Genomic DNA, 22,402 nt, shown 5'->3' with positions numbered 1-22,402 from the left:
CCCAAACTATAGGTTGTATAAAATATGTTAATATGATTTTCCAAAATTCCACGACCAGACCCCCTCGTAAACAAAATGTGACCTGCTGCTTAAAACTTTTCGACTGCCAATGAATTAGCGCCAAAATGTATAAAGATAGCTGTTTTTGCTATTAAGCTCGATCACACTAGGTATTTTATGCTTTAAGTATATCAATTTAACCTAATTAAGACAAAAAAGTCAGTGACTTAAATCGCTTTAAAATCAATTTTTATCAAAAAACTTGGCTTGTTTTATCACAAAGCCAAGTTTTTTACAAATATATTTTAATTTTTCAGCTTTAAGAAACGACTCATCGATAATCCGGCCCCAAGTGCACCGATCCCAATACCGATCAGAGCCAACAAAAAATCGATTTCTACCAGAAAGGTATGCGGTGTTAATAAGGACATGTTTGTATTCCGTAAAGATTGCGAAATTACATTGTATGTCCAACCATAACTGAAATCGACTAACAAGATCGGAATGATCGAGCCAAAGAATCCAGTCCAAGCGCCTTCCAAAATAAATGGCCATCTAATATAACTGTTAGTAGCACCGACTAGACGCATGATCGAAATTTCGTCTTCCCGTGACAGTATCGTCAACCTAATAGTGTTAGAGATCAAAAAAACGGCGACAAACAAGAGCAAGATACTAATGATCACACCCCATCGTCTGATCCCTGAAACAATATTAAATAACTTTTTGGCTGATGCACCGCCATATTGAGCCTGGTAGACGTGCTGATAATTTCTGGCGGTTTTTGCTACATTGATAGTATCTTTAGGTTCATTTGTTTTCACGACATAGACATCATATAAAGGATTTTCATCCCCTGAAAACAAGCGAAATTCCTTACCATAAGCGCCGACTACATTATTTAATTCCTTTTTTCGACTAGAATAACTAATGCTTTGAACACCGTCGATCTTAGCTAATTTATTTTTGAGGTCTTGTTGTTGAATAGCAGTCGTTTTGCGATCAATAAAAACTCTGACTTCAACATCATTTTGCACATCATTAGCAATTTTATTTACGTTAAGTAAAACGGAAAGCAAGCCTCCGACCAGGAGTAATGTAACCGTCACAGCTGCAATAGCCGCAGTTGTCATCCACCCATTTCTTTTTAAATTCCGCAAACTTTCAGTTATATGACGTTTAAAAGTTAACTTACTCATTTTCGTAACCTCCCCCTTCTTGATCACGAATGATTTTTCCGGCAGAGATCTCTAAAACACGGTGTTTATGTTCATTGACCATATTGCTGTTATGTGTTGCCATCACGATAGTTGTCCCGTCTAAATTGATTTTTTCCAAAATCCTCATGATACCTTCTGAAGTTTCTGGGTCCAAATTCCCAGTTGGCTCATCTGCGATCAAGATCCCCGGATGGTTGGCGATCGCGCGTGCAATTGCCACGCGTTGTTGTTCACCACCAGAGATCTCGTTAGGAAAACTTTGTGACTTATCCGTTAAACCAACTTCAGCTAAGACCTCATTAACGCGTTTTTCAACATCCTCTGATTTCTTTTCAATGACTTGTAAAGCATAAGCAATGTTTTCAAAAATAGTCAGTCGGGGCAACAGTTTAAAGTCTTGAAACACAACTCCCAGTTCACGACGCAAAAAGGGAACTTCTTTGTTAGTGATCGTACTAACATTATAATCATTAACTTGGATCTCACCTGATGTCACACCTATTTCATGATACATCAGCTTAACAAATGTGGATTTTCCTGCTCCACTTGGGCCTACTACATAAACAAATTCGCCTTGGTTGATCTTGATAGACAAATGATCAACACCAAGGACGTCATTGCCATAGTCTTTCACTACATTTTTAAATTCGATCAAGAGAACTATTCCTCCAAAATATTTTTCATACTGAACTAGTATACCATTACTTAATAAACGATTAACAGAACATTATTGTTACAAAAAGATTGCGAAAAAAATAACAGACCAAATTGCCTGTTAATATAAAATAATTTTGTTATTTTTTACTGTGGATTATCTTGTTGTAGTTTCCATTGAAGATAAGCATTGATGAATCCATCTAGTTCGCCATCCATTACCGCTGATATATTGCCAGTTTCATAGTTAGTACGGTGATCTTTGACCATAGAATAAGGGTGAAAGACATAGGAACGGATCTGAGAACCCCAGCCAATATCTAGCTGTTCTCCTTGGATATCAGCTTTTTCTTGCTCTTTCTTTTCCATTTCCATTTGATATAATTTAGCTTTCATCATTTTTTCTGCAGTTGCTTTGTTTTGAAACTGTGACCGTTGCGCTTGACTCGAAGTCACGATCCCTGTTGGAATATGGATCAAACGCACAGCTGAAGAAGTTTTATTGATATGCTGTCCACCAGCACCGGAAGAGCGAAAGACTTCCATCTTAACATCTTCAGGACGTAGGTCCACCTCAACATCATCGCTCAATTCCGGCATAACATTGATCGAGGCAAATGAAGTATGTCGCCGACCTGCAGAATCAAACGGAGAGATCCGAACTAAACGATGAACACCTTTTTCACTTCGCAAATAACCATAGGCATTGGCCCCCGAGATCAGTAAGGTGACACTTTTAATGCCAGCCTCGTCGCCTTCCTGATAATCAACGGTTTCAACTTTGAAGTCATGTTGTTCCGCCCAACGATCATACATCCGCAATAACATTGAGCCCCAATCTTGCGACTCAGTCCCACCAGCACCCGGGTGGATCTCAAGGATCGCATTATTTTCATCATATTGGCCGTTAAAAAGCAAAGTTAGTTGGTATTTTTTCATTTGCTCTTGGACCTTTTCGTACTTTTCAGCCAAATCATTAGTGATCTCATTATCACTTGGATCTGCTTCAGCTAGCTCTAACAATACTTCGAGGTCATCAACATTTTCTTGCAATGAATTAAAATTATCATACTTTGTTTTTAAAGCATTATTTTCATCGATCATAGTTTGGGCATTTTTACTATCATTCCAAAACGAAGGATCAGACATTTTTAATTCGCTTTCTGCGATCGATTCCTGCAGACCTTCAAGGTCAAAGAGACCCCCTAAAGTCTGTGAGTTGTTGTTTCAAATGTTCAATTTCTCGATGATAATCGTTAAATTCCATTTTTCATTCCTCCTCAACGAATAATTGCACTCTGAACAAGGAGCCCTTAAGCAACTATTCGTCTGACTAAAAACGGACGCAGGCGTGCAAATATCACGTAGCCTCGCCCGTTTCAGACTTATTAACGTTTAATATTTTGACGAATCTCAGCCTTCAAGAACAAACGGGTCACATCATATTCGATATTACCGACCATTTCTTCAAACATCCGATATCCATCTGATTGATATTCTACCAACGGATTTAGCTGTCCATAACCACGTAATCCGATCGATTGACGCAATTGATCCATTTCATCAATATGATCAGTCCAACGTGAATCAACAACACGCAAGATGACCACCTTTTCAAATTCCAAGATCTGGCTAGGATCATACAGCTGTTTTTCTTTCAAACGGTAGTTGGCTTCAGCCCTAGATATCAAGTAATTTACGATCTCTTCAGGCTTTTTGCCGGCTAGGTCATTTACAAAAATACTGTCTTCATTGACCATCACAGCAACTGCGAAGTCAACGGTCGCTTGGAGATCCCAATCTTTCTTCTCACCTTGAGTGTGGATCTGTACATTATGTTCGACAGTGCGCTTGATCATCGGCATAATGACCGACTTCAAGGAATTATCTTCCATGATCACTTGCTGACGTTGAGCATAGATCACCTCACGTTGAGCACGCATCACGTCATCATACTGCAAAACTTGTTTACGGGTATCATAGTTATTACCTTCGACCCGTTTTTGAGCTGACTCAACTTGTTTGGAGATCATTTTCGATTGAATGATCGCATCATCATCTTCAACTTTCATGCGATGAAGAAGATCTTTAATTCGATCAGAACCAAAACGTAACATCAGATCATCTTCCAATGAAAGATAAAATTGAGTGACACCAGGGTCACCCTGCCGTCCAGAACGTCCACGCAACTGGTTATCGATCCGTCGTGACTCATGTCGCTCTGTACCGATCACGGCTAAACCACCAACATCAGTTACACCAGGGCCTAATTTAATATCAGTACCCCGGCCGGCCATGTTGGTAGCAATAGTAACAGCACCGCGTTGCCCGGCGTTAGTGATAATATCAGCTTCCTTAGCATTATTCTTGGCGTTCAAAACAGCATGGGGAACTCCAGCCTTATCCAATAGGTTTGATAAATATTCAGAAGTTTCCACGGCCACAGTCCCGACTAGGATCGGCTGTCCTGACTCATGACGTGTCTTGATATCTTCTACGACCGCATTAAATTTGCTGACCAAAGTCGGGTAAAGTAAATCTGGTCGATCATCACGAATAACGGGTTTGTTCGTAGGGATCCCAACGACTTCCATATTATAGATCTCACGAAATTCTTCTTGTTCTGTCTTGGCTGTACCAGTCATCCCAGCTAACTTCTTGTACATTCTAAAGAAGTTCTGGTAGGTGATATTAGCCATAGTCTTTGTTTCTTCTTCGATCTTAACTCGTTCTTTAGCTTCGATCGCCTGATGCAAGCCATCTGAATAACGACGACCCTCCATTATCCGTCCGGTAAACTGGTCAACGATCAAAACTTCACCGTCACGGACAACATAGTCTTTATCATTGATCATGATATAATTAGCACGCAAAGCATTATCTAAATGATGATTTAAGGCCGTGTTATCTGGATCAAACAAGTTAGTTAATCCAAAATATTTTTCACCCTTTTGGATCCCCTGTTCAGTCAGAGAAACTGTTTTCGATTCTAAATCAACTTTGAAATCATCGTCTTTAGTTAAAGTCTTAGCGAAACGGTCAGTCCTAATATAAAGTTTAGTAGACCCCTGTGCCTGACCAGAAATAATCAAAGGAGTCCGTGCCTCATCGATCAAGATCGAATCGACCTCATCGACGATCACAAAGTTCAAAGGACGTTGAACCATGTCCTCTTTATATACGACCATGTTATCCCGCAAGTAATCAAAGCCTAACTCACTGTTAGTGGAATACGTAATATCAGAATTGTAAGCCTCACGTTTTTCTTCTGCAGAGATCCCATTAACATTCAGTCCGACTGTTAAACCCAGCCACTTGTACAATTCGCCCATTTCGACCGCATCACGAGAAGCTAAATATTCATTAACAGTTACGACATGAACACCTTCTTGCGCTAAAGCATTCAAGTAAACAGGCATAGTCGCCGTCAAAGTTTTACCTTCACCAGTTTTCATTTCAGCAATATTACCTTCATGCAGTACGATCGCTCCAATGATTTGCACGTGAAAAGGATATAAACCCAAGACACGCCGTGCACCTTCACGAGCAACTGCAAATGCTTCAGGTAAAACATCGTTCAAGGTAGCACCTTCTTGGATCCTAGTTTTGAGCTCAGGTGTTTTAGCCTGCAACTCTTCGTCAGACATAGCCTCCATATCGGATGCAAACGCCTCTACCTTATCAGCGATCTTGTCTAATCGCTTTAATTCTCGCTTGTCACTTTCGACCCATTTTTTCAGGACATTTGCCATGAAATAATTCCCTTCTTTAACAAAACACTTTAATTTTAACTATTTTCCATCTTCAAGATACAATACACTAAATTATATTTTAGCATTCTTAATTACAAAATAAAACAAAAACAAATTTAAAGAAAGAACTTATCTTAATTCAAAAAATAATTTGACTCCCACCACTGTCATGCAGTTTTACTACTAAAGATCCATGTTGTAATGGAGTTGATTTTTTGAGAGACTTTTGTTTCACTGATACCTTAATAAAAAGAGCGCCCATTTCGCATCAAAAATATTTCAAGATCAAGCACCGGACGCTTCTTTTATAAACTTTGGGCCAGTCAAGCAACAACTGGCCCATTCTTTGCCAAATTAGGGACCAGTCACACGTTGACCGGACGTTCCTTTACTAAACTTTAGGCCAGTCACTTGCCGACCAGACTCTTCTTCCGTAAACTTTGGGTCGGTTACTACCTTTTCGGCCCTACCTCACCCCAATTTTGGACCGATCACCACCGATAAAAAAACAACAAAGAAATAGTACGCAAATTTCCAAATTGCGAAAATTCACGTACTATTTTTAGCAAACTAAAATAATTTTGACCCCACTTCAGACCACGATCAGCCCTCAGCCTGGTCCACTACTGACCAGCTTCGATCAAACCGTAACGCCCATCACGGCGGCGATATACGATATTAACACCTTGAGACTCAGCATCTTCATAGATAAAGAAGTTGTGTCCCAACATTTCCATTTGTAAAACAGCTTCTTCACTATCCATTGGTTTCAAAGCAATATTCTTAGTCCGAACGATCTCAATATCATCGTCTTTTGAATTATCACTTTCTGGGACCTGAGAAGCGAATTCCAACCCCTTAAATCCTTTTTCACGGGATTTCCGGTTGATCTTAGTCTTATGTTTTCTGATTTGACGCTCAAGTTTATCGGTCACCAGATCAATACTTGCGTACATGTCAGGCGATGTTTCCTCTGCCCGTAAAACCAGGTAAGGTAACGGGATCGTTACTTCAACCTTAGCATTTTTATCTGAATAAACTTTCAAATTGACATGGGCAGTGGAATTAGAGGTATCTTCAAAATACTTTTCAAGTTTTGTCAGTTTCTTTTCGACATAATCCCTCAAAGCAGCTGTAACCTCAATATTCTCACCACGTACGTTGATTTTTAACATGGTTAACCTCTCCTTTCACAACCAGAACTTGGTATCCTGGTGGGTGGATATTTAATAAATTAAATATCTCATCTACAACTCAATTATAATAGAAAGCGGTTAAATAAACAAATTTTTCTATTCATATTGGCCCAAATTAACAAAAGGCCTCCCTTTATATTTGTTTATGATATGTGAAATTTTAAATTCAAGCAATTATTTTGTTTTGGAAGAGATGATACATGTCTATTTCAGCGAGCCAGGGTCACGGATCTGACCACACCAGCACCATTTTGTTCCAGCACCTGTTTTGCATGGTACAGTGTACGTCCTGTAGTATAAATGTCATCTACTAGTACTACTTTTTGCCCTGTCAATTTTTGTGCAGCACAATATTCAAATGGTTGAGCAGTTTCCATTCTATCTTTACGCGACTTTGTGGACTGTTTTATATGGGCTTTGTCGGTTTTAAAAGCAAGCAGATCGCAAATTTCAATATTTTTCAACAGCCCTGCAACTTGATTAAATCCTCTTGTTTCAAAAGTTTCCTGATCAACTGGTATCAAAACATATAAAATATTTTTGGGATAACATTCAAGTATAAATTCGGTAAATTTTTGCTGAAAAATCAATCGCCATTGATAATCACCGCTAAATTTGTACTGCTGCATATAAGACTTCATTGCTTCATCATAATCATATAAAGCTCGGTTGGCTAAAAGCGAATGTTCGCCCATTTTCAGCCATCGTTGGCAATCTTTACACGTTAACTGACCACTTTGCGATCTTCCGCAACCCGGACAACTTTCTTTACCATCAATTTTTATAAAGCTGCCTTCACAAGTCCGGCAAATCACAGGTTCATTCAATGGTTGCAAAGAAAAAAGCCATTTTAAATCTAAGTTTACTTTTATTTGTCGACCACACATCAAACATTCATTCATTTAACAACCGCTCTCCTTTTTTGTTTAATTCTTTAATTTGTGTGATCGCTTTTTTCACATTTTTGACATGATCAGTACAAACAAAGATGACATCTCCAAATGGCCTTGCCGCGCTTCGTCCTGCCCGACCAGCAATCTGCACTAATGCTGTCGTTGAAAATGTTTTTTCATCTGCACCCAAAATAATGACATTCAAATCAGGGAACGTTACCCCTCTTTCCAAAATCGTAGTAGTAACTAAATAATTCAGTTTGCGCTCACGCATTTGTTGAACTTTACTTATCCGCTTTGGATCAGCAGAATAAACTGAATCTCCTCTAATTTTTTTAGGCAAGCTTGCCTCAATGGCCTGCAAAACTGGAGACAATAATTCTAAACGTGAAACAAAGACTAAAAATGGAAAACCCTTATTGGCCCATTGGGATAATATCCTTGTCAACTTCAGGGGTAATTTATGTTGATATATTCTTTCCGACCATCCATGACATAGACAAACTTGGGGAATAGGCAATAAATGACGATGAAATCGAAGCGGTAAATAACTGACTGGCAATTGACGTTGATTGATACGAACAAGCATTTTTTCTGTAGGTGTAGCTGTCAGATAAATCAAAGTTCCATTAGGTTTAAGCGCCCTATTTGTCGCCGACTCTAAAACGTCATCATTCACAAAAGGGAAAGCATCAACTTCATCGATTATCAACAGGTCAAAAGCAGCTAGGAATCGTAAAAGTTGATGTGTCGTGCAAATCGTCAATTGACTGTAACGGTACGGATCTTTGCTATGGCCATGTATGATCACCGGATCTATTGTGCTAAATGCAGCCGATATTCGCGGATAAAGTTCATTACACACATCAACTCTAGGTGAGGCCAAACAAATCCGCTTTTTCTGCATCAAGGCCTTTTCTAAAGTTGGAAATAACATTTCAGTTTTGCCTGCTCCTGTGACAGCCCACATTAAATACTCACCTTTTTGGTCTAGCGCCCTTTTTAGTTGATCAGAACAACGTTCTTGAAAAGACGACAGTTTCCCTTGCCATACTAACGGACTCCGACTTAAACTTACGAATAAATTTTTTTCCGGAAGATGATATAGTTTATTGGTAGAAGAGACCCTGCCAAGTAAAATGCACTCTGGACAATAAAATTCCCCATTTGGCAAGCGCACTTTACTTTTCAAAGTTTTTGACAAACAACGCTGACATTCGATATAGTTTTCATGTTGAATCAATGCTGGTCGCGCCTTTTTAGTAAGCGTCTCTTTTAGTTCTGTAGACACTTCCGTATCTAGCAACGATCTTCCATATAATTCGTTAAGTTCCATCTAACTCACCTCATACATATATACGCAAAATATTATATTTTTAGGGAGGAAATTTTTAATGGAACCTTATTTAACCATTAAACAAGCAGGAAATTTCGAAATTGATATTAAAAAGTCTCAATTTATTTGCAATATTGCGCGCACAGAGAACAAACAAGAAGCAGAAGATTTTATCACCCAAATCAAAAATGAACATTCTTCCGCTACACATAACTGTTACGCGTACGTCTTAGGTATGAAAAACGAAGCAGTGAAACAAAACGATAACGGAGAACCATCTGGCACAGCGGGCGCACCGATATTGAACGTCTTAGAACAACTAGAACTGAGAAATGTGACCGCCATCGTGACTAGATACTTTGGCGGTATCAAGTTAGGTGCAGGCGGTTTGATCCGAGCATATAGTAACGCAACGTCAAAAGCTGTCGAGCACATCGGTGTAGTCAACCGTCTCCCTCAAACTGAAGCGACCTTAACTATCACATACCCCTTACAAGGTAAGCTAGAACATTTTTTGGAAGAACAAAACATTTATACCTTAGACACGCAATATACTGATAAAGTTGCTCTAAAAGTCGTTTTAGATACGTCTGAATACAAAAAACAGGCTGCAATGATCAACGATTTTTTAAATGCTCAAGTATCTATTACTAAAGGACCTGAAATATACCAAGAACTTCCTTACGACCTTGAAAACAAAAGTACTCGTTACTAAAAAAGCTATGTAACTGATCATCACACCTTGTGGGAGTCAGTTACATAGCTTTCTTAATTTATTTATTTTTTCAGATGATAATTGTAAGTGGCAACAATTATATTTTCTCTGGTATTCAGGGAGTTCCTCAGCCTTAAAGCAGTCTGATTATGCAAGAAGTTCTGCCACGGTTTACGTGGAACAAATTGCGGTACTAGGACCGTCACAGAATCATTGCGATCAGCAGAATTTTTAGCGATCACATCACAAAAACGAATAACAGGACTTACAACAGAACGATACGAGGAGTGTAGGTCTACAAACCTAACTTCTGGAAAAGCCTGTTTAAATTCCTTAGCAGTTTCATGTTCCTTCTTCGGATCTGTATCAAAGGAAACGTGCATGGCGATCACGTTGTCTCCGATCGAACGAGCATAATTGATCGCACCGGTCGTAACATGAGTGACTGAGCTGACCAAGACGATCACAGTCGCACCACTATAGTCATGCAGCTGTTGTGCTTGAGAATTAACACGTAATTGCTCTGCTACATGCTGATAGTGCTTTTTGATACGATAAAACATTAAAATCAAACATGGCATAATAATCAAGTAAGGCCAAACATTTGGAAAATGCAGCCAGAACAAGAAGACTACTAAGGCCAATGAAATTACGGCGCCTAAAAAGTTGAAACTTGTATTTAAGATCCAATGTTTACCGCGTTCGCGGAACCAATGAATGATCATCCCCGACTGTGATAAGGTAAACGGCACAAAAACACCAACTGCATACAAAGGTATCAACAAATTAGTTTGACCGTGGAAAATAAAGATCAACACGATCGCCCCAAACGCTAAAGCAACTATCCCGTTAGAATAGCCTAATCGGTCCCCTTTGTCCATGAACATATGTGGCATATACTTATCTTTTGCCAAATTATAAGCTAAGACCGGAAAAGCAGAAAAGCCCGTATTAGCAGCGACTGCCAAAATCATTGCCGTGGACAACTGTAACAAATAATACATCGCTCCATGCCCGAAAATAGTTTCCCCGATCTGTGATAACACAGTTTCATGAGCATTAGGTAAAATACCCAAGTAGTAACTCAGAAAAGTAATGCTTGCGAAAAATACAGCCAATATCAATGCCATGATCGCCAACGTATTGGCGGCATTCTTCCTTTTTGGACGGTTAAAGTTAGGTACAGCGTTACTAATAGCTTCGACACCCGTCAATGAAGAAGACCCAGCCGAAAATGCACGGAGAAATAAAACCAGCGTCATTCCCTTAACTGGAGCACCTATACTAGCAGTAGCATTGTAGTCAATATGGCCAGTAGCAATATTGATCAAGCCCCAAATGATCATCACAGCGATCATGATCACAAACAAATAGACTGGTACTGTTAAAAAAGAGGCAGACTCTCGCATCCCTCTTAAATTCAAAGTCATAATAAAAAATACGATCAAAACTGAGATCAATATCGCATGCGGGCGCAAAACAGGGATAGCAGAGGTTATCGCTTCTGTTCCTGAAGTAATAGAAACCGCAACTGTTAGCATATAATCAACTAACAAAGAACCGCCGGCAACTAAGCCAGCATTTGAACCCCAGTTTTTTGTCGCAACGACATAAGCACCCCCGCCTGAGGGGTATGCATGAATGATCTGCCTATATGACATCGTAATAGCAAATAATAAAATTAAGACGATAGCAGCAGCTGGCACTGAATACCAAACCGCAGCTGCAGATAGAATTATTAAAGTTGATGTGATCTGTTCAGTCCCGTATGCGACTGACGATAACGCATCAGAAGAAAGCAAAGCAAGTGCTTTAAACTTGGTCAATGACTGGGCACCTTCATCGGCTGTTTTTAGTGGTTTACCGATCAACAGTCGTTTTAAGTAACGCCACATATTTTTTACTCCTTTAGACATTAAAAAGTTTTATTAATAATTTAAGCGCCTAACTTCGCAACATTAGTAGTTGCAAAATATCACCATTGTTCATTAACTTTGATCTTCAAATGGCCAATTTAGCGTATCTTATGTTACTCCATTCTATGCATATCTTGCAAGCAAATCTTTAAAAAAATTCAGGTAGATTAATAAAACCGCAAGAAACACCAACTACCAAAGCCATTATTTTCACAACAAAAAAACCAAGGTACACAAGCCCTTGGTTCAAAAATTTGTTTTTATATTTTTTACATCATACCGCCCATACCGGCACCTGGCTGTTGCTGTGCAGCAGAATCATCTTTTTCTTCAGGTTTATCAGCAACAACAGCTTCAGTTGTCAATAATAAAGCAGCAACAGAAGCAGCGTTTTGCAGGGCTGAACGAGCGACTTTAGTTGGATCAACTATCCCGGCCTTGACCATATCTTGCCATTCACCAGTAGCAGCGTTAAATCCAATACCTTGGTCTTCAGCCTTCAGTTTTTCTACAATGACAGAACCTTCTAAGCCAGCATTAAATACGATCTGACGAACTGGTTCTTCCAAAGCACGTTTAACGATGTTGATACCTGTTTGAACGTCGCCGGATTCTTTCAAAGCAGCGACCTTATCAATAACGTTGATCAAAGCTGTTCCACCACCGGGAACAAAGCCTTCTTGAACAGCAGCACGAGTTGAGTTCAAAGCATCTTCGATCCGATATTTGCGTTCTTTCAGTTCAGTTTCAGTTGCAGCTCCGACTTTAACAACAGCAACGCCACCGGCCAATTTAGCTAAACGTTCTTGAAGTTTTTCACGGTCAAAGTCAGAAGTTGTCTCACCGATCTGTTTCTTGATCTGTGCAACACGTTCTGAAATTTGATCCTTATCGCCGGAACCTTCAACAATAGTCGTGTTTTCTTTGTCTACAGTAACCTTGCCGGCTGTACCTAACTGGTCGATCGTAGTGTCCTTAAGTTGCAAACCAAGGTCTTCTGTAATGACTGTACCGCCAGTTAAGACAGCAATATCTTGTAACATTTCTTTACGACGGTCACCAAAACCAGGAGCCTTAACAGCGACTACGTTAAATGTTCCACGGATCTTATTCAAGACCAATGTAGGTAAAGCTTCACCTTCGATATCATCAGCAATGATCAATAATGGACGACCTTGTTGAACAATATTTTGCAACAAAGGCAAAATGTCTTGGATGTTTGAAATCTTCTTATCGGTGATCAAAATATAAGGATTATCCAAGTCAGCTTCCATCTTATCTTCATCAGTTACCATATACTGAGAAAGATAACCACGATCAAATTGCATTCCTTCAACAACATCTAAGGAAGTTTCGATACCCTTTGACTCTTCAATAGTAATAACACCATCGTTACCGACCTTTTCCATAGCTTCCGCGATCAACTTACCAGTTTCTTCACTGGCAGATGAAACTGCGGCGATTTGGCTAATATCACTCTTGGAAGAAACGTCATGGGACATTTCATGTAATGCTTCAACGGCAGCCTTAGTAGCCTTATCGATACCAGTTCTGATACCAACAGGATTAGCACCGGCTGTCACATTTTTCATACCTTCTGCAACGATTGCTTGAGCCAAAACCGTAGCTGTTGTTGTACCGTCACCGGCGATGTCATTTGTTTTAGATGCAACTTCAGAAACTAACTTTGCACCCATATTTTCAAAATGATCTTCCAACTCAATGTCTTTAGCGATCGTAACACCGTCATTAGTAATAGTCGGAGAACCGTATGATTGTTCCAAAACTACGTTGCGACCTTTTGGTCCAAGTGTTGATTTTACTGTATTTGCTAATTTATCTACACCAGCAAGCATTTTTGCTCGTGCATCTTCTGAAAACTTAATTTGCTTAGCCATTAATTTCACCTCATCAAAAATTAGAGTTCTATGCTTTATGAAAGAATTTATTCGATCACGGCAACAATGTCATTGGCACGAACGACCAAATACTTGTCACCTTCATATGTTACTTCAGTACCTGCATATTTATCGTAGATTACTGAGTCCCCAGCTTTTACTTCTGGTACACTCTTTTCACCGTTGTCCAGGACTCGACCAGCACCCACAGCAACGACTTTACCAGTTTGAGGTTTTTCTTTAGCATTACTTGCTAAAACGATCCCACCAACTGTTTGTTCTTCTTCTTCTTGAACTTCAAGAATAACTCTGTCTCCTAACGGTTTCAGCACTCTAGATCCCTCCAATATATTTTTAGCACTCAACACACTTAAGTGCTAATTCAATTACAATTATTATAATAAACACTTTATTTCTAAATTGCAAGTACTTTTTGTCACTCTCTTTGTCTGAGTGCTAATTTTCTTAGAAAATATGCTATAATGTCTGAAGCAGTACAAAGGAGTCATCTAATTGAAACTAAAATCTAATTCATTAAGTCTTTTTTTAGGGTATTTCATCTTAGTCCTTATCCAACAAGTAGCCTTCCACTTTATTCACAATAATGATATTTTATATCCAGTGCAGACCACCCTTAGTCTTCTCGGAGCACTTGGTTTGATCTGGTCAATGCATCATTTCAAATATACTAATCTATTGGAAGATAAGAAAACTGGTTTTTGGAAGTCGCTTCTATGGTCGCTTAGCGGCACGGTCGGACTTTTAATTACTCAAAGGATCTTCCTTTGGTTTGAGGCTGCTATCCTTCATCAGCCGGCAGTTTCCGAAAACACTAGCCAATTAATGGCAGTAGCCGCCAAGTATCCGTACTATATACTGGTAATTGTGATCACAGAACCACTTATCGAGGAACTGATCTTCCGTAAGGTTTTATTTGGAAATTTTGTCTTTTGGTTTAGGCCATGGCAAACAGCAATACTTTCCAGCCTACTTTTTGCATTAGGTCATGGGGATGGTCATTTTTTGACCTATACCGCTATTGGTTTGATACTCTGTTTCATTTACCAAAAGACAGGTAGGATCCAGACTTCCATGCTTTCGCATATTTTAATGAACCTTTTTGTTTTATTTATCCACTAAAAAAATCGTAGAGATTTGCTATAGCTAGTAGGTCTCTACGATTTTTTTAAAACTGTCTCCATCAATGGTCTCACTTTTCTAAATTATTGATCGACATGATTTAAGAAATAAATCAAAGTTTGTAATTCATTGGTTAAATCGACATTTTGGATCCGTACATTATCTTGAACAGTCACACGTAAAGGCGTAAAGTTCAAAATACCTTTAACACCAGCAGAAACAAGTTCATCAGTAACACGTTGTGCGACTGGAGAAGGGACGGTTAAAATAACAACTTCTATCTGTTGTTCAACTAATTGTTCCTTCATTTCACTCATGGGGTAAATTGGAACACCGCTTTGAATAGTGCCGGTGATCCGGTCATCAATGTCGAAAGCTGCACTGATCCTTACATTGTTACTGCCATGGAAATTATAATTCAACAACGCGTGTCCTAAATTACCTACACCGATCAGCCCAACATTAGTCAACTTGTCTTGGTTCAACGTCTTCTTAAAGAAGTCTAAGAGACTTTTAACGTCATAACCGTAACCCCTTTTCCCTAGTGCACCAAAATACGAAAAATCACGTCTGATCGTTGCAGAATCAACCTTAACTGCTTCAGCTAATTCAGTTGAAGAGATCCTTTTCTTACCGGAATTAAATAATATACCTAAATAGCGATAGTAAATTGGCAATCTTTTAGCCGTTGCTCTAGGTATTTTTGCATTCACCATTTTTATGCCCCTTTCACAAATACTCACGTAAGTAATTTTACCATATAAAATTTCACAATCAAACAAAAAGTTCATTAGTTCACAACTTAATTGGAAAAATTTAAATTTACAACGATATATTGCAAGGTATGCTAAAATGGTTTAGTAGAATAAAAATAGGCAGGTGAAATTTTTATGCTTTTATTACAAGTCCAACAAGTAGCTCGTATTTTTGCTGGAGATCCACTTTTTCAAAACGTAAACCTGAATATCCAAGACAATTCGCGGATCGCTCTTGTCGGGCCGAACGGAGCTGGTAAATCTACATTGATCAAAATGATCACTGGTGAAAATGAACCTGACGAAGGACAAATCGTTGGACGAAAAGGATTGACCATCGGTTACTTAGCCCAGGATACCGGCTTAGAATCTGAAGATACCATTTACAATGAAATGTTAAAAGTCTTCTCGGGCTTGATCAAAATGGAACAACAGATCCATGAATTAGAAAATAAGATCGCCAAAAGTAAAGATCATACTTCTGGAACTTATCAATCTTTATTAAAACAATATGACCAAACGGTGCACGATTTTGAAGCACAAAATGGTTATGGCTACCAAGCAGAGATCCGTTCGGTACTTCACGGTTTTAATTTTGAAGAAGCAGATTTTGACAAAAAAATATCTTCTTTGTCAGGTGGGCAAAAGAGACGCCTCGCTTTGGCTCGTTTGCTTCTTGAAAAAAGAGATCTACTGGTCTTGGACGAACCAACAAACCACCTAGACATTGAAACATTACAGTGGCTGGAAAATTATCTCCAAGGATATCCAGGAGCTTTGTTACTCGTTTCTCATGATCGTTATTTCCTTGACAAGATCGTTACAGAAGTCTGCAACATTAGTCACAAGCGAGCTAAAACATACCCTGGAAATTACACTTCGTTTGTGAAGCAAAAAAAAGAAGATCAAAAACAAGCTTGGAAGGATTATGAAAAACAGCAGGTTGAGATCAACAAGCTGCAAGATTTTGTTAACAAAAACTTAGTTCGTGCTACAACCAGTAAACGTGCTCAAAGCCGCCAGAAGCAATTGGACAAGATGGAACGTCTTCAAAGGCCAGAAGGTGATGAAAAAGGACCACACTTTTCTTTCACTCCAAGCTTAAAAAGTGGTTCTGTTGTGTTAACAGTCTCCGATGGTTATATTGGCCATGATGCCCACACGATCTCTGGACCGATCAATGTTGAATTGCGCAAAAATAAAGTTTTAGCGGTCGTCGGCCCAAACGGGATCGGTAAATCAACTTTATTAGAAAGTATTATTGGACAGATCCCTTTCGTTTCAGGTACCGCAAAGTTTGGTGCTAATGTTCAATACGGATACTACGATCAGGAACAGCAAGGTTTGCATGCGCAAAAAACAGTCCTAAATGAACTGTGGGATGAACATCCAACTACACCAGAAAAAGATATCCGTTCTCTCTTAGGTGGCTTTTTATTCAGAGGGGAAGATGTAAAAAAAATTGTCCGGAATTTGTCTGGCGGTGAAAAAGCGCGTCTTCTTTTGACTAAGTTAGCTATGCAGCATGATAATTTGTTGATCTTAGACGAACCAACGAACCACTTAGATATCAACAGTAAGGAAGTTCTTGAAAAAGCTATCCAAGACTTTACTGGAACAGTTCTTTTCGTTTCACATGACCGTTATTTTATTAATCAAACTGCTAATGAGATCATTGAGATCTCTCCGTCAGGCAGTACATTGTATTTAGGCAATTATGATTATTATATTGAGAAAAAAGAAGAACAACGATTGATAGCTGAACAAAAAAACCAAGAAAATGAGACTAAAAAACAAGTAGCCACTACTAATAGTGACTCGACGGCGAAAAACAACTACGATCAAAGTAAAACTAGACAAAAACAACAACGTAAATTAGAAAGAGAAGTTACACGCTTAGAGGAAAAAGTTGATAATTTAGACGAAGAAAAAACTAATATCGAAACTAGAATGTCTCAACCTGACATTTTTAATGATCCGGCTAGAATGCAAGAATTGCAACAACAGCTTGAATCAGTAAGCCAAGAACTAAGTACAACTGAAGAACAGTGGGAACAAAGTTCAGTTAAATTAGAAAACTTTATGGCTTGATATTAGCAGGGCCAAAAACAGCAGGCGACTATTAGAAATTTAAATAGTTGCCTGCTGTTTTTTCATAATTATTTTCTAAAGCTATCTAGCATATATTTCGGTCCGAATTAAACCGCAAGCCAAGGAAATTCAAGGCCTGGTTCGGCGTTGAGTGTCATTCCAGCACGGGCCCCGTGTTTGAAACCAACATACCCGGCAGCTCCGATCATCGCTGCGTTATCACCACAATACTTTAAGGGCGCCTCAAGTAACTCGGTGTCCTTGAATTGGTCACACTCTACTTCCAAACGAGTACGTAAACTACTATTAGCAGCAACACCTCCCGCTAAGATCAGCTGTTTGACCGGGTAATTATGCAAAGCCCGCACAGTTTTTTCCGTTAATACATCTACGACACTTTGTTCAAAACTTGTTGCTAAGTCGGCATGTGATAGCTCTTCTCCGACTTGATCTGCATGGTGAACGGTATTAATAAAGGCACTTTTAAGACCACTAAAACTAAAATCGTAGTTGTCTTCTTTTTCCATTGCACGTGGAAACTTAAAAGTATCCTTTCCCCGCTGTGCCAACTCGTCTATCTCTTTACCGGCCGGGTAGTTTATCCCTAACACTCGACCAATTTTGTCAAATGCTTCACCACAAGCATCGTCACGTGTTTCACCGATAACTTGATAATTATTTTCCTGTTGCATATAAACTAATTCCGTATGTCCTCCTGAAACTAAAAGAGCCAGCGCTGGAAACTGGATAGGTGCAGTATAACGGGCGGCATAAATGTGCCCTGCCATGTGATTTACAGGGATCAACGGCAGATCATGTGCGAAAGCTAGAGCCTTGGCTGCTGAAACTCCCACCAAAAGTGCGCCCACGAGACCAGGACCGTAAGTAACGGCAACGGCGGAGAGGTCAGCATAATCGAGCCCGGTTTCTTGAAACACATCGTCCAAACAACCAATGATCTGTTCAATGTGGTGCCTACTAGCAACCTCAGGAACGACCCCTCCAAACCGCTGATGACTCTTAATTTGCGTTGCAGTTGATTGGGCTAAAAGCTGATCACCATTTTTCACAAGTGCAACACTTGTTTCGTCACAACTTGTCTCAAATGCTAAAATTATCGTATCTTTTTTTTCATCCATTTTTTATCTTTTCCTTATTTTCACTAACTAAAAATTGGTATTCAGTAACTTCTTTTTTACGTTCAGAAGACTTTGCTCCCCCAGCTTTTCTAAAGCCCATATTATGATAGAATTTACCTAATTTTTCCTGGTCTAGCCTTACTTGCGCAAAAATAGATCGAACACCAATTTCTCCTCCTTTTTTAAACAAAACGTTGACCAAGGTCGCCGCAATTTTTTCAGCATCGGTACTAGGTAAGATGGTCAACCTCATTATTCGCATCCTTGTCATTTGAGTATTGACCCGACACCCGATAAAGCCGACCAACTGATCAGCTTGACGTAAACCGATATATAAAGACTTATTTTGCTCTTTCATCTGTAGCTGAAAAGTTTTGTCATTCCACACATCTTCTTCATGCTGAGACCTTTCTTCAAGTGCCACCATTTCAGGAATAGTGGAGATCACAGTGCGACATAAAAAATAATCTGCACCATCAATAGTGATATCCTTATTTTCAAATTCCAAAGTCTTGTCCTGAAAAACCAATTTGATCTTATTAGCTAGCCGCCGTTTAATATTTTTTAACGAATGGAACATGTTTTTTCCCTTCTAGCGGATTTTTTTCCAACCACTGTGATTCTGCTTGTGTTAGTCGTAAATATTGGGGAACAAAATCACTGACATTTTCAGTTTCTTTTGTGAGACCTAGTATTCCCAAGTTAAACGCTCGTGGTATAGATGTATCAGCTGGAGCGATCTCATAATCCTGGTCAGCCATTAACTCTTCGAGCTGGTCAGTAAATTTGGCTACATCTGCTCCGATAAAACACACCTTTTTCCCCTTGATCTGTTTACACAAGTCTGAAAAAGAAACGTGTTGGTCAGGTAAAACATTTTGTAACCTGTTACCGTTCCACACATAACCTCCAGCAAAAACGTTAGTTCTGCGTGCGTCAAATAGTGGAAGCAGCAGTGCTTTATCATCTGAATGAACTCCTTGAGCTAAAACAGCCAAACTTGAAACACCGACTATCTCTTTTTTTAAACTATATGCTAAAGTCTTAGCGGTAGTAACTCCGATCCGTAAACCTGTGTAAGAACCTGGTCCTTGAGCGACCACAACACGATCGATCTCAGAAGGTTTTAAAAGACTCTGTTTAAAAATTCCTTCGATCGCGGGCATCAAGGCACTGCTGTGATTTTTGTTGACAGTGGTAGTGTTTTCCGCTAACAAAGTTTGATCTTCTAAAAGCGCCACGCTTAAGGGACGATTAGAGGTATCAATTGCAAGTATTTTCATTATTCCATTCATTCCTCTTTTTATGCTGTACTTTACTTACATAGTGTAACACAAACCCCTACACGCTTTTCACAAAAAGAAAAAATGGTTAATATTTTCATGAAAATCTACCAGAGGATGTTGTAATACGGTACCAAACTTCATTATAATTGTGAAGTAGTTAAATTCAAGTAACTAAATACAAGTATTCGGAGTGAGACAATGAAAACAATTTTAGTATTACATACCGGAGGAACAATTGCTATGTCCGAAGGAAAAGACGGCGCGATCGTCCCAGGTAAACAAAATCCACTCAATGGCTTTAATAACCCTTTTACAGGAAAGATCAACTTAGATATTAGAAACCCGTTTAATCTTCCTTCTCCCCACATCCGGCCGACGGAAATGCTGACTTTAAGAAACGAGATCATGCAGGCAGAGAGTGAAGGGATCGATGGTGTAGTTATTACTCATGGGACGGACACATTAGAAGAAACAGCATTCTTCTTAGACTTGACCTTACCAGCGGAGGTCCCAGTGGTGGTAACCGGTGCTATGAGATCTGCCAATGAGATCGGGTCCGACGGTCTGCATAATTTCCAAACCGCCATCCAGACAGCAGCAAGTGACGAAGCCCATGGCAAAGGTGTTTTAGTAGTCATGAACGATGAGATCCACACTGCTCGTTACGTGACCAAAACTCACACTACAAATGTTGCTACTTTCCGAACTCCATCATTTGGCCCTGTTGGTTTGGTTTCGAAGGAAAGGGTCACTTTCTTCTCAAAATTGATCCGTCAAACTTACGTCCCGATCGATCATGTCGTTAATGAGGTTTACCTGCTAAAGGCCTTTGCCGGAATGGGTCCAGACTTATTCGAAATGCTCGCATCACAAAAAATCAAGGGACTCGTAATAGAAGCTCTTGGAGCCGGCAATCTTCCACCTGAAACTTTACCCGGTTTACAAAAATTACTAGAGCAACACATCCCAGTTGTGATAGTCTCTCGCTGTTTTAATGGAACAGCTGAAAGTGTTTATGATTACGAAGGCGGCGGTGTCCGACTAGAAAAATTGGGTATGATCTTTTGTCACGGATTAAATGGACAAAAGGCACGGATCAAGTTATTAGTTGGCTTGAGCGCAAACATGTCCGCTGAGACCCTATCCTCATTTGTCAGTGACGCTGTTTCTTGAACTAACAGTAACTTAATTAATTCCAACATCGAACCAAACTGGTCGATGTTTTTTTGCACAAATATAGTGATAATAAATTTAGTAACGCCTTTCTTTCCTATTGGTCGATCACGTTTTAACCAGGAACCCCTTGCATGGACTTGAGATCGGTCGCAGTCCACATCCATTAACTGGGCGTTCCTTTACCATATTTTGGACCAGTCAGCCATCGACCGGACCTTCCTGTCCGAGACTTTGGGCCGGTCACACCTCGACTGGACCTTCCCTTACGAAACTTCGGGCCAGTCACATATCGACCAGATATTTACTTCCCAAATTTCTGTCAGGACAAAACAACAAACAACAAAAGCTGTCACAAAACTAGCCTTTCTCATAAAAATGACATTTTGAAACCAACTTCTCTTGCTTCCGATATAAAAAAGTGTCAGCGAAATAATCACTAACACTAAAAATTATTTGATTTTTTTCCACTGACATTCAGCAAGACAATTTTGCTGGTCGCCAGTCGTAATTGTGTGTTTCGTTAACAAGTTGTTTTTATCGATCTCCACTTCGCTATTGACCTGATCACCATAATAAACTTCCTGCCGGTATGAAATGTTCATGGTCGTCAAACGGTGCTCAAGCAAGAAGTCCGCCGGCAAAGCATCTAACATCCAATCGAAATAATGCACATTATTAACATGATGATTGGCATCGATATCCATAAAACGAACCCTGTATTCTTTTTGTTCACTGATATTTTGAACCGCCAGCGGAGTTTTCAAACGTTCGATCTTCTTAGTATATTCAGATTCATATGGCGCGATTATATCTTCAGGTAGGCGAACTATCTTTCTCTTTACACGATCCATCAAGACAAAAACACTGTGCATCGTTACCAACTCGTTTCCTTTTTGGTCATTTACCACAAAATCACGATAACAGAAAAACCGATTATAACTCTTAGCCTGGGTCGAAAGAGTGATAATTTCATCGACCTTAGGTAAACGTTTAATGTTGATAATATGCTGTGTCACTACCCAGCCCAAACCGCGCTGACCTACTTTTTCATTGGTAACACCTAATTCATCACTTTGATCTTCAGATGTCAACATCATTAGATCTACTAAGCGACCGATACCCAAAGAACCGGTTACGTCCGTTTCATAATAAACAACACGATGATCTTCACTATATCTTTTGGCACTCACTTTTTTACTAACCTCCACTTTAGTATTGCAAAACTTTATAAACTA

At 39.4% G+C, this 22,402-nt stretch carries 19 protein-coding genes; 4 read left to right on the top strand and 15 right to left on the bottom strand.

Going from position 1 to position 22,402, the window contains the following annotated elements:
* Positions 1-305 precede the first annotated feature (305 nt).
* The 7 genes from ftsX to AC3XNE_RS08165 all read right to left on the bottom strand — a co-directional run bounded on the left by ftsX (position 306) and on the right by AC3XNE_RS08165 (position 9,051).
* The gene (ftsX, locus tag AC3XNE_RS08195) at positions 306-1,199 is read right to left on the bottom strand and encodes a permease-like cell division protein FtsX (protein ID WP_489831598.1); all 894 of its coding nucleotides are present in this window, start codon (positions 1,197-1,199) and stop codon (positions 306-308) included.
* Positions 1,192-1,875 carry a cell division ATP-binding protein FtsE gene (gene ftsE / locus AC3XNE_RS08190; RefSeq protein ID WP_489831597.1) on the bottom strand — a complete coding sequence of 228 codons (684 nt, stop codon included), beginning with the start codon at positions 1,873-1,875 and terminating at the stop codon, positions 1,192-1,194. The genes ftsX and ftsE overlap by 8 nt, the downstream gene beginning before the upstream one ends.
* 146 nt (positions 1,876-2,021) lie before the next feature.
* Positions 2,022-3,141 (bottom strand): peptide chain release factor 2 gene (prfB, locus tag AC3XNE_RS08185; RefSeq protein WP_489831596.1). Its coding sequence is split into 2 segments (ribosomal slippage): positions 2,022-3,068 and positions 3,070-3,141, totalling 1,119 coding nucleotides; the frame shifts between segments, so codons are not numbered across the junction.
* Positions 3,142-3,262: 121 nt separating this feature from the next.
* Entirely contained in the window at positions 3,263-5,626 is a 2,364-nt protein-coding gene (secA, locus tag AC3XNE_RS08180; protein WP_489831595.1) for a preprotein translocase subunit SecA, read from the bottom strand.
* A gap of 623 nt (positions 5,627-6,249) precedes the next feature.
* Positions 6,250-6,801 (bottom strand): ribosome hibernation-promoting factor, HPF/YfiA family, encoded by a 552-nt coding sequence (gene hpf, locus AC3XNE_RS08175; RefSeq protein ID WP_489831594.1) that lies wholly within the window; start codon positions 6,799-6,801, stop codon positions 6,250-6,252.
* 230 nt (positions 6,802-7,031) lie between these two features.
* Positions 7,032-7,724, bottom strand: a complete 693-nt coding sequence (locus tag AC3XNE_RS08170) for a ComF family protein (RefSeq protein WP_489831593.1) — start codon at positions 7,722-7,724, stop codon at positions 7,032-7,034.
* On the bottom strand, positions 7,717-9,051 hold the full coding sequence (locus tag AC3XNE_RS08165) for an ATP-dependent helicase ComFA (protein ID WP_489831592.1): 1,335 nt from the start codon (positions 9,049-9,051) through the stop codon (positions 7,717-7,719). Before AC3XNE_RS08165 ends, AC3XNE_RS08170 begins: the two co-directional genes overlap by 8 nt.
* 58 nt (positions 9,052-9,109) lie before the next feature.
* Here AC3XNE_RS08165 and AC3XNE_RS08160 point away from each other — a divergent pair, with 58 nt between their 5' ends.
* Positions 9,110-9,766: a YigZ family protein gene (locus AC3XNE_RS08160; RefSeq protein WP_489831591.1), complete on the top strand. Its 657-nt coding sequence runs from the start codon at positions 9,110-9,112 to the stop codon at positions 9,764-9,766.
* Between the two features lie 62 nt (positions 9,767-9,828).
* On the opposite strand, the gene AC3XNE_RS08155 is transcribed toward AC3XNE_RS08160, so the two are convergent.
* The 3 genes from AC3XNE_RS08155 to groES form a co-directional block, all read right to left on the bottom strand.
* A complete protein-coding gene (locus tag AC3XNE_RS08155; RefSeq protein ID WP_489831590.1) occupies positions 9,829-11,661 on the bottom strand; it encodes an APC family permease in 1,833 nt (610 codons plus the stop codon).
* A gap of 290 nt (positions 11,662-11,951) precedes the next feature.
* Positions 11,952-13,580: a chaperonin GroEL gene (groL, locus tag AC3XNE_RS08150; RefSeq protein ID WP_489831589.1), complete on the bottom strand. Its 1,629-nt coding sequence runs from the start codon at positions 13,578-13,580 to the stop codon at positions 11,952-11,954.
* A gap of 47 nt (positions 13,581-13,627) precedes the next feature.
* A complete protein-coding gene (gene groES / locus AC3XNE_RS08145; RefSeq protein WP_489831588.1) occupies positions 13,628-13,912 on the bottom strand; it encodes a co-chaperone GroES in 285 nt (94 codons plus the stop codon).
* Positions 13,913-14,093: 181 nt separating this feature from the next.
* Here groES and AC3XNE_RS08140 point away from each other — a divergent pair, with 181 nt between their 5' ends.
* Positions 14,094-14,720, top strand: coding sequence for a CPBP family intramembrane glutamic endopeptidase (locus AC3XNE_RS08140; RefSeq protein ID WP_489831587.1), 627 nt, complete (start codon positions 14,094-14,096; stop codon positions 14,718-14,720).
* Between the two features lie 83 nt (positions 14,721-14,803).
* Here the strand turns inward: AC3XNE_RS08140 and AC3XNE_RS08135 are convergent, their stop codons facing one another.
* Positions 14,804-15,436, bottom strand: coding sequence for a redox-sensing transcriptional repressor Rex (locus tag AC3XNE_RS08135; RefSeq protein ID WP_489831586.1), 633 nt, complete (start codon positions 15,434-15,436; stop codon positions 14,804-14,806).
* Between the two features lie 174 nt (positions 15,437-15,610).
* Here AC3XNE_RS08135 and AC3XNE_RS08130 point away from each other — a divergent pair, with 174 nt between their 5' ends.
* Positions 15,611-17,566 carry an ABC-F family ATP-binding cassette domain-containing protein gene (locus AC3XNE_RS08130; RefSeq protein WP_489831585.1) on the top strand — a complete coding sequence of 652 codons (1,956 nt, stop codon included), beginning with the start codon at positions 15,611-15,613 and terminating at the stop codon, positions 17,564-17,566.
* Positions 17,567-17,673: 107 nt separating this feature from the next.
* Here the strand turns inward: AC3XNE_RS08130 and tsaD are convergent, their stop codons facing one another.
* The 3 genes from tsaD to tsaB are packed head-to-tail and all read right to left on the bottom strand — an operon-like array spanning position 17,674 to position 19,988.
* Positions 17,674-18,705, bottom strand: a complete 1,032-nt coding sequence (gene tsaD / locus AC3XNE_RS08125) for a tRNA (adenosine(37)-N6)-threonylcarbamoyltransferase complex transferase subunit TsaD (RefSeq protein ID WP_489831584.1) — start codon at positions 18,703-18,705, stop codon at positions 17,674-17,676.
* Entirely contained in the window at positions 18,698-19,285 is a 588-nt protein-coding gene (locus AC3XNE_RS08120; RefSeq protein WP_489831583.1) for a GNAT family N-acetyltransferase, read from the bottom strand. The genes tsaD and AC3XNE_RS08120 overlap by 8 nt, the downstream gene beginning before the upstream one ends.
* Entirely contained in the window at positions 19,260-19,988 is a 729-nt protein-coding gene (gene tsaB, locus AC3XNE_RS08115; RefSeq protein ID WP_489831582.1) for a tRNA (adenosine(37)-N6)-threonylcarbamoyltransferase complex dimerization subunit type 1 TsaB, read from the bottom strand. The genes AC3XNE_RS08120 and tsaB overlap by 26 nt, the downstream gene beginning before the upstream one ends.
* Positions 19,989-20,189: 201 nt before the next feature.
* Here tsaB and AC3XNE_RS08110 point away from each other — a divergent pair, with 201 nt between their 5' ends.
* The gene (locus tag AC3XNE_RS08110; protein ID WP_489831581.1) at positions 20,190-21,164 is read left to right on the top strand and encodes an asparaginase; all 975 of its coding nucleotides are present in this window, start codon (positions 20,190-20,192) and stop codon (positions 21,162-21,164) included.
* A gap of 452 nt (positions 21,165-21,616) precedes the next feature.
* Here AC3XNE_RS08110 and AC3XNE_RS08105 read toward each other — a convergent pair whose 3' ends face one another.
* The gene (locus AC3XNE_RS08105) at positions 21,617-22,357 is read right to left on the bottom strand and encodes an acyl-[acyl-carrier-protein] thioesterase (protein WP_489831580.1); all 741 of its coding nucleotides are present in this window, start codon (positions 22,355-22,357) and stop codon (positions 21,617-21,619) included.
* Positions 22,358-22,402: the final 45 nt, after the last annotated feature.

Source organism: Ligilactobacillus sp. JN-6 (Y).1, from assembly GCF_058111525.1.
Note: the sequence above shows the minus strand (reverse complement) of the source record. Positions and strands in the feature narration are given on the sequence as shown.

Coding starts and splice junctions, on each gene's coding strand:
- ftsX (WP_489831598.1), bottom strand. CDS start 1,199: ATGAGTAAGTTAACTTTTAAACGTCATATAACTGAAAGTTTGCGGAAT.
- secA (WP_489831595.1), bottom strand. CDS start 5,626: ATGGCAAATGTCCTGAAAAAATGGGTCGAAAGTGACAAGCGAGAATTA.
- hpf (WP_489831594.1), bottom strand. CDS start 6,801: ATGTTAAAAATCAACGTACGTGGTGAGAATATTGAGGTTACAGCTGCT.
- AC3XNE_RS08170 (WP_489831593.1), bottom strand. CDS start 7,724: ATGAATGAATGTTTGATGTGTGGTCGACAAATAAAAGTAAACTTAGAT.
- AC3XNE_RS08165 (WP_489831592.1), bottom strand. CDS start 9,051: ATGGAACTTAACGAATTATATGGAAGATCGTTGCTAGATACGGAAGTG.
- AC3XNE_RS08160 (WP_489831591.1), top strand. CDS start 9,110: ATGGAACCTTATTTAACCATTAAACAAGCAGGAAATTTCGAAATTGAT.
- AC3XNE_RS08155 (WP_489831590.1), bottom strand. CDS start 11,661: ATGTGGCGTTACTTAAAACGACTGTTGATCGGTAAACCACTAAAAACA.
- groL (WP_489831589.1), bottom strand. CDS start 13,580: ATGGCTAAGCAAATTAAGTTTTCAGAAGATGCACGAGCAAAAATGCTT.
- AC3XNE_RS08135 (WP_489831586.1), bottom strand. CDS start 15,436: ATGGTGAATGCAAAAATACCTAGAGCAACGGCTAAAAGATTGCCAATT.
- AC3XNE_RS08130 (WP_489831585.1), top strand. CDS start 15,611: ATGCTTTTATTACAAGTCCAACAAGTAGCTCGTATTTTTGCTGGAGAT.
- tsaD (WP_489831584.1), bottom strand. CDS start 18,705: ATGGATGAAAAAAAAGATACGATAATTTTAGCATTTGAGACAAGTTGT.
- AC3XNE_RS08120 (WP_489831583.1), bottom strand. CDS start 19,285: ATGTTCCATTCGTTAAAAAATATTAAACGGCGGCTAGCTAATAAGATC.
- tsaB (WP_489831582.1), bottom strand. CDS start 19,988: ATGAAAATACTTGCAATTGATACCTCTAATCGTCCCTTAAGCGTGGCG.
- AC3XNE_RS08110 (WP_489831581.1), top strand. CDS start 20,190: ATGAAAACAATTTTAGTATTACATACCGGAGGAACAATTGCTATGTCC.